Genomic DNA, 7,317 nt, shown 5'->3' on the forward strand with positions numbered 1-7,317 from the left:
TCCTTCGCCCCGGAGCCACCGCATGTCTTCTCCCCGCCGCGCCCTGCTGGTCATCGATGTCCAGAATGAGTACTTCGACGGTGCGCTGCCCATCGCCCATCCGCCGGTGGCGCAGTCGTTGCCCAACATCTTGCAGGCCATGGACGCGGCGCAGGCGCACGGCGTGCCGGTGCTGGTGGTGCAGCACACCGCGCCGGCGCAGGCGCCGGTGTTCGCCGACGGCAGCGCCGGTTGGGCGTTGCACCCGCAGGTCGCCGCGCGGCCGCATGCGTGGCTGCTGCGCAAGACCCGGCCGAGCGTGTTCGCCGACACCGAGCTGGCCGACTGGCTGCAGCAGCACGTGATCGACACCCTGACCGTGGCCGGCTACATGACCCACAACTGCAACGCCTCCACCGTGTACGAGGCCTTCCACCGCGGGTTGGCGGTGGAAGTGCTGGGCGACGCCAGCGGCGCGCTGCCGTATGCCAACGCCGCCGGCCAGGCCAGCGCCGAGGAGATCCATCGGGTATTCGGGGTGGTGTTTCACAGCAACTTCGCTGCAGTCGCCGACACCGCGCAGTGGATCGCGGCGGTGCAGGCGGGACTACCGCTGCCGCACGACAACGTGCTTCAGTCCAACCGCCGCGCGCGGGACCTGGCATGAGCGGCATGCCGCGGGTGCTGCGTGCGCGCGAGTTCACCGGCCGCCGTGCCTGGGAGGCGCTGCCGGTGGCGCTGCTGGACGGGATCGGCGTGCGCATCCATTGGACCGACCAATCGTACGTTTGGCACGTCAACGACGGGGCGGAAGTATTCGTGGTGCTGGATGGGCAGGTGCAGATGCGCTGGCGCGCGCACGGCACCGAGCAGGCGGTGCTGCTGCAAGCCGGCGACGTGTTCCATGCGCCGGAAGGCACCGAGCATGTGGCGCACCCGCAGGGTCCGGCGCGGGTGCTGGTGGTGGAGCGCGACGGCAGTCCGTGAGCGTTCGGGATCCGCTCCTGACCGGCGGGGGCTTCGATGGCGCCCGGGACGTGCCGCCGTCGATGACGCGTGTACAGGGCGACGCACACTGCGCGTTCTGATGTGCGTTCTATCACGGAGCCATCACTGGCGATCTGGCGTCATTGGAGCAGGCTATGCCGCTGCGTGCGCACAGAGATCCTGGTGTCACGGCATCGCCAATCACCACGAGTGCGGACGCGGCCGGCATGCGAAGCCAGAGCGATGGGCGGTTCCCTGGGCAGCACCCAAACGTCGGCGCGGGACGGGATCCCGCGCGGCCTGCTGCCATTTCCGACGATGTCATGTCGTTGCGCGCGCCACGCCGTCGCGCGAGCGCTTATCAAACGCCACGCAGGGCGCGCGGTCTTGGTCGGGTCGTTGTCTTCGCCGGATTGGCGGTGCTGTGCCTGCTGATCCTTGGCGGCTGGGTTTGGCGCGCACACCGCCAGCAGCCCGCGCCGGCGCCCGAGCCCTTGCGCGTGCAGACCATGACGGTCGCGCCGCACCGGGTGCCGGACATCATCGAAACCTCCGGCACCCTGCTGTCGCCGCAGACCGTGGAGGTGCGCGCGCAGGCCGACGGGGTGCTGCAGTCGGTGCTGATCCACGACGGCGAACAGGTCCACGCCGGGCAACTGCTGTTTACCATCGATCCGCGTCCGCTGCGCGCGGCGTTGGCGCAGGCGCGCGCCACCCTGGCCCGCGACCAGGCGCTGGCGGCGGATGCGGCCGATACCGAGGCGCGCTACGCCAAGCTGTCCAGGACCGGCGCGGTCGATCCCAAGACCTACACCACCGCGGCCGACACGCTGCGCTCGCTGCGCGGCACCGTCGCCGCCGACCAGGCCCAGGTCGAGCAGACGCAGCTGTCGCTGGCCTATACCCAGATCCGCGCGCCCATCGACGGCCGCGCCGGCGCCATCGCGGTCAAGCCGGGCAACCTGGTGTCCAGCGGGTCCAGCACCGCGCTGGTCACGCTCAACGTCAGCACGCCGATCGAAGTGCGTTTCGCGCTGGCGCATGTGCAGGTCGATGCCGTGCGCGCCGCGCCGCTGGGGCACCAGGGCCTGGGGCTGCCGGTGCTGGCGCTGGATGCGGTGAGCGGCACGCTGCTCGAGCGCGGCGAGGTGGCGTTTCTCGACAACGCCTTCGACACCAGCAGCGGCACGCTGGAGCTGCGCGCACGCTTCGCCAACGCCGGCGCCACGCTGTGGCCGGGGCAGTTCGTCACCGTGCGGGTGATCCTGGCCGAGGACCCGCAGGCGCTGTCGGTGCCCGAGAGCGCCTTGCAGCAGGGACAGCAGGGGCCGTACGTGTACTGCGTGGTCGAGGGCCATGCCGTGTCGCGGCCGCTGACCGTGGCGCGGATGGTCGACGGGCAGGCGGTGATCGCCAAGGGTCTGCGCGCGGGCGATCGCGTCATCCTCACCGTGCCCAACGAACTGCGCGACGGCACCGCGGTGCAATCCGGCAACCCGCACGCCACGCCGACCGCGGCGGCGACCGGACGGCCTGCGTGAATCTGTCGGCGCTGTTCATCCGCCGCGCGGTGATGACCTCGGTGCTGATGATCGCGCTGGTGCTGGCCGGCGGCATGGCCTACTTCGCGCTGCCGGTCAGCGAGCTGCCCGACGTCAGCTTCCCGACCATCACCGTCAACATGTCGCTACCCGGCGCCAATCCCGAGACCATGGCGGCGGCGGTGGCGACGCCGCTGGAGCGCCAGTTCAGCGGCCTGCCCGGGCTGGACACGATGAGTTCGACCAGCAGCGTCGGCAGTACGCGCATCGTGTTGCAGTTCGCGTTGAGCCGCAATGTCGATGCCGCCGCGCAGGACGTGCAGAACGCGGTGTCGCAGGCGGCCGGCCTGCTGCCGCGCGAGATCAATCCGGCGCAGATCCAGAAGGAGGATCCCAGCGCCGCGCCGATCATGCACCTGATCCTGCGCTCCAGGACCATCGCGCTGCCGCTGCTCAACCAGTTCGCCAAAGACCGCGTGGCGTTGCGCCTGGCCTCGGTGCCGGGCGCCGGCCAGATCGATGTCAACGGCGCGCAGAAGTACGCGGTACGCCTGTTCGTCAACCCGCACCTGCTCGCCGCCCGCCACCTGGGCTTCGACCAGGTGGTGTCGGCGGTGCAGGCGGGCAACAGCAATGCGCCGGCCGGCACGCTGATGGGGCGCGCGCGGTCCTACACCGTGCGCGCCGACGGCCAGCTCAAGCGCGCCGCCGATTTCGACGCCATGGTGCTGAGCTATGCGGACGGTGCGCCGGTGCGCCTGCGCGACGTCGGCCATGCCGAGGACAGCGTCGAGAACCTGCAGACCGCCGCCTCGCTCAACGGCCAGCGCGCGATCGAGATCAACATCCACCGCCAGCCGGGCGCCAACACGCTGTCGGTGACCCAGGGCATCCAGGCGGCGCTGCCGGGAATCCGCGCGCAGCTGCCCGGCGACGCCCAGCTCGACGTGCTCTACGACCGCGGCGACTACATCGGCGCGTCGGTGGAGGACGTGGAGTGGACCCTGGTCGGCTCGCTGGTGCTGGTGATCGTTGTGATCCTGCTGTTCCTGCGCAGCTGGATGGCGACCCTGATCGTGGCGCTGGTGCTGCCGACCTCGCTGATCGGCACCTTCGCGGTGATGCGCCTGCTGCACTTCAGCCTCGACAACATCTCGATGCTGGCGCTGACCCTGTCGGTCGGCTTCGTGGTCGACGATGCCATCGTGGTCATCGAGAACATCGTCCGCCACGCCGAGCAGGGCGCCAGCCGCATGGACGCGGCCATCGCCGCCTCGCGCGAGATCGGCTTCACCGTGCTGTCGATGACGGTGTCGCTGTCGGCGGTGTTCCTGCCGATCGTGTTCATGGGCGGATTGGTCGGGCGGTTGTTCTCCGAGTTCGGCATGGTGATCGCGATCGCGGTGATCCTGTCCGGCATCGTCTCGCTGACCCTCACCCCGATGCTCGCCAGCCGCTGGCTCGACCCGAAGAAGAGCGCGGGCTGGGTGTTCGAGCGCTTCGACCGCCTGGTCGACGCCAGCCAGCGCGGCTACGCGCGCTCGCTGGCCTGGGCGACCGAGCGCATCGGCCTGATGTGCGTCATCGGTGTGGCCACCCTGGTCGGCACCGCCGGCGTCTATGCCGTGGTCGAGAAGGGCTTCATCCCGCAGGTGGATTCGGGAAAGATCGACGGCGACACCCGCGTGCCCGAGGGCACCGCTTTCGCCGACTTCGTCGCCAAGCAGGCGGCGGTGGTGAAGATCATTCAGCGCAATCCCAACGTGGCCAACGTCGAATCGGTGATCGGTTCGGACAATTCGCTCAGCAACAGCGGGCGCCTGCTGATCGGGCTCAAGCCGCTGTCCGAGCGCAGCGGCAGCGCCGAGGAGGTGATCCAGGACGTGCGCAAGCAGGTCGCCGCGATCCAGGGCATCACCCTCAACATGCGCAATCCGCCGGCGATCGACATGGGGCCGACGGCCTCGAACGGATCGCTGCAGTACGTGCTGCAATCCACCGACCAGAAGGCGCTGTACGCCCAGTCCGACAGCATCCTGCAACGCCTGCGGCAACTGCGCGACGTGCAGGATCCGCAGAGCGACCTGCAGCTCAAGAACCCGGAGATCGAGGTGGTGCTGCACCGCGAGCAGGCCGCCGCGCTGGGCGTCACCGCCGCCGGCCTGCAGGACACCCTGGCCAGCGCCTACGGTGGCCGCAAGATCAGCACCATCTACGGCGACACCGATCAGTACGAAGTGCTGCTGCAGGTGGACCCGGCGGCGCAGGCCGACCTCAACGGCCTGGATGCGCTGTCGTTCAACGGCAACCAGAATCCCGGCATCACCGCGATCGGCACGCAGACCTCCAACAGCAGCTCCGGCACCAGCGCGGTGCTGACCGCGGCCGGCGGTCCGATGGTGCCGCTGCGCGCGGTGGCCGACGTGCGCATGGGCGTGGGGCCGGTGGCGATCAACCATTACGCCGGCCTGCCGGCGGTGACGCTGTCGATGAACCTGGCGCCGGGCGTGTCGCTGGGCGAGGCCGCCGCCGGCATCGGCAACCTGATGGCGCAGACCCTGGGCAAGGACGACGCGCGCGCCATCAGCGGCCAGTTCGCCGGCTCGGCGCAGGCTTTCGAGAATTCGATGAAGACGCTGCCGATGCTGCTGCTGATCACCGTGCTGCTGATCTATGGCGTGCTGGCGATCCTGTACGAGAACGCGCTGCACCCGATCACCATCCTGACCTCGCTGCCGCTGGCCGGGTTCGGCGCCATCCTGATGCTGGTGCTGTTCCGTCAGGAGCTCAATCTCTTCAGCTTCGTCGGCCTGATCCTGCTGGTCGGGCTGGTCAAGAAGAACGGCATCATGATGGTGGACTACGCGCTGGACCTGGAGCGCTCGGGCGATGCGCGTTGGCAGCAGCCGCGCGCGGCGATGCTGGAAGCGGCGACGGTGCGCTTCCGCCCGATCATGATGACCACCCTGGCGGCGGTGCTGGGCTCGTTGCCGATCGCGCTGGGTTTCGGCGCCGGCGCCGAGGCGCGGCGCCCGCTCGGCATCGCCGTGGTCGGCGGCCTGCTGTTCTCGCAGGCGTTGACCCTGTACCTGACGCCGGCCTTCCACATCGCGATGGCCGAGTGGCTAGCGCGCCGCCGCGCACGTCGCAACGGCACCGCGCCGCCGTCGGCGCCGACGCTGCCGGAGCCGGCCTGATGCGCGCGCTCGCGCTTGGCGCCGCGTGTCTGCTGTCGGCGTGCAGCCTGACGCCGGCCTATGTGCGTCCCGCCGCACCGATCCCGCCGTCGTGGCCGGTGGGCGACGCCTACCTGGCGCAGCACGAGGCCACGCTGCCGTCGCTGAGCTACCGGCAGGTGTTCACCGACCCGCGGCTGCAGGCGCTGATCGCGCAGGCGCTGGACCACAACCGCGACCTGCGGATCGCGCTCGCCGATATCGCTCAGGCACGGGCGCAGTACCGGATCCAGCGCGCGGCCCTACTGCCGGAGGTGGGGACCAGCGCGACCTATACGCGCTCCTATCGCGGCAAGGGCGCGGCGCCGGGCAACGACACGACCCAGGGCGGCAACGCAGCGGCCGCACCGGCGGCGGGCTATGCCAGCAGTTACGACCTGGGCCTGGGCGTCACCGCGTTCGAACTGGATCTGTTCGGCCGTCTGCACGCGCTGAGCGCGGCCGCGCAGCAGCGCTACCTGGAACAGGAAGCCGCGGCCCGGGCCACGCGCCTGACCCTGGTCGGCGACATCGCCACGACCTGGCTGACCTATGCCAGCGATCGCAGCCTGCTGACGCTCGCGCAGGACACCGTGCGCAGCGCCGGCACAAGCGTGGCGCTGACCGCACAGCGAGTGGATGGCGGCATTGTGCCGCACTCGGACCTGGACCAGGCCAACCAGGTGCTGCATGCCGCGCAGGCCGACCTGGCCGCGCAGACCACGGCGCTGGCGCAGGACGTCAATGCGCTGCAGTTGCTGGTGGGCGCTCCGGTCGATCCGGCACTGTTGCCGGGTTCGATCGAGGAGGTCGCGGCCAGCATCGGCGATCCGCCGACCGGCCTGGACACCAGCGTGCTGCTGCGTCGGCCCGACGTGGTGCAGGCCGAATACGAACTGCGTGCGGTCAACGCCCAGATCGGTGCGGCGCGCGCGGCGCTGTTTCCCAGCATCAGCCTGAGCGGTCTGCTGGGCCTGACCAGCACCGCGCTGTCGCAGCTGTTCACCCATGATGCGCGCACCGCGTCGGTGGGTGCCGGCGTCGCCTACACGGTGTTCGATGGCGGCGCGGCGCGCGCCAACGTGCGCTACACCGAGGCGCAGCGCGATGCCGCGGTGGCCGGTTACGAAAAGACCGTGCAGACCGCCTTCGGCGAAGTGGCCGATGCCCTGGCCCGGCGCGGCACCATCGACGCGCAGGTGCAGGCGCAGCGCGCGCTCCTCGCCGATGCCGCCAACACCTACGACGCCAGCGCGCAGCGCTACCGCGAGGGCGTGGAAAGCGCGCTGTCCAACCTGGATGCGCAGCGCAGCTACTACGCCGCGCAGCGCAGCCTGGTCGCGGTGGAACTGACCGCGGCCACCAATCGGGTGACGCTGTATCGCACCCTGGGCGGGGACGCGTCGCTGGAGCCCGCGCCGCGCTGAGCCCGCGCAGCCGCATGGACCGGTGCGCGAGTGCCGCTGCGGAGAACAACGGCGGCCGGTCGCTTGGCGCGCCCGTGTTTCAGCCGGCGGCCAGCACCGCCAGCACCTCGGCCTCGTCCACGTCGGGGACGATCTCGGCGTGGCCGATGCCGCGCCACAGCACCAGCC

At 70.5% G+C, this 7,317-nt stretch carries 5 protein-coding genes; all 5 read left to right on the plus strand.

Annotated elements, in window-relative coordinates:
• Positions 1 to 22 precede the first annotated feature (22 nt).
• The 5 genes from D180_RS18720 (at position 23) to D180_RS18740 (ending at position 7,149) form a co-directional block, all read left to right on the plus strand.
• The gene (locus tag D180_RS18720) at positions 23 to 646 is read left to right on the plus strand and encodes a cysteine hydrolase family protein (RefSeq protein WP_017913990.1); all 624 of its coding nucleotides are present in this window, start codon (positions 23 to 25) and stop codon (positions 644 to 646) included.
• A complete protein-coding gene (locus D180_RS18725; RefSeq protein WP_017913991.1) occupies positions 643 to 966 on the plus strand; it encodes a cupin domain-containing protein in 324 nt (107 codons plus the stop codon). The genes D180_RS18720 and D180_RS18725 overlap by 4 nt, the downstream gene beginning before the upstream one ends.
• A gap of 509 nt (positions 967 to 1,475) precedes the next feature.
• A complete protein-coding gene (locus tag D180_RS18730) occupies positions 1,476 to 2,507 on the plus strand; it encodes an efflux RND transporter periplasmic adaptor subunit (RefSeq protein WP_232760589.1) in 1,032 nt (343 codons plus the stop codon).
• Positions 2,504 to 5,704: an efflux RND transporter permease subunit gene (locus D180_RS18735; RefSeq protein ID WP_017913993.1), complete on the plus strand. Its 3,201-nt coding sequence runs from the start codon at positions 2,504 to 2,506 to the stop codon at positions 5,702 to 5,704. Before D180_RS18730 ends, D180_RS18735 begins: the two co-directional genes overlap by 4 nt.
• Complete coding sequence (locus tag D180_RS18740; RefSeq protein WP_043091338.1) at positions 5,704 to 7,149, plus strand: efflux transporter outer membrane subunit; 1,446 nt, start codon at positions 5,704 to 5,706, stop codon at positions 7,147 to 7,149. Before D180_RS18735 ends, D180_RS18740 begins: the two co-directional genes overlap by 1 nt.
• The last annotated feature ends 168 nt before the right edge of the window (positions 7,150 to 7,317 follow it).

This window comes from Xanthomonas sp. SHU 166, assembly GCF_000364685.1.
GTDB lineage: Bacteria > Pseudomonadota > Gammaproteobacteria > Xanthomonadales > Xanthomonadaceae > Xanthomonas_A > Xanthomonas_A sontii.

Excerpts from the sequence above, each read along its gene's own strand:
- D180_RS18720 (WP_017913990.1), top strand. The coding sequence starts at position 23 with ATGTCTTCTCCCCGCCGCGCCCTGCTGGTCATCGATGTCCAGAATGAG.
- D180_RS18725 (WP_017913991.1), top strand. The coding sequence starts at position 643 with ATGAGCGGCATGCCGCGGGTGCTGCGTGCGCGCGAGTTCACCGGCCGC.
- D180_RS18740 (WP_043091338.1), top strand. The coding sequence starts at position 5,704 with ATGCGCGCGCTCGCGCTTGGCGCCGCGTGTCTGCTGTCGGCGTGCAGC.
- D180_RS18730 (WP_232760589.1), top strand. The coding sequence starts at position 1,476 with ATGACGGTCGCGCCGCACCGGGTGCCGGACATCATCGAAACCTCCGGC.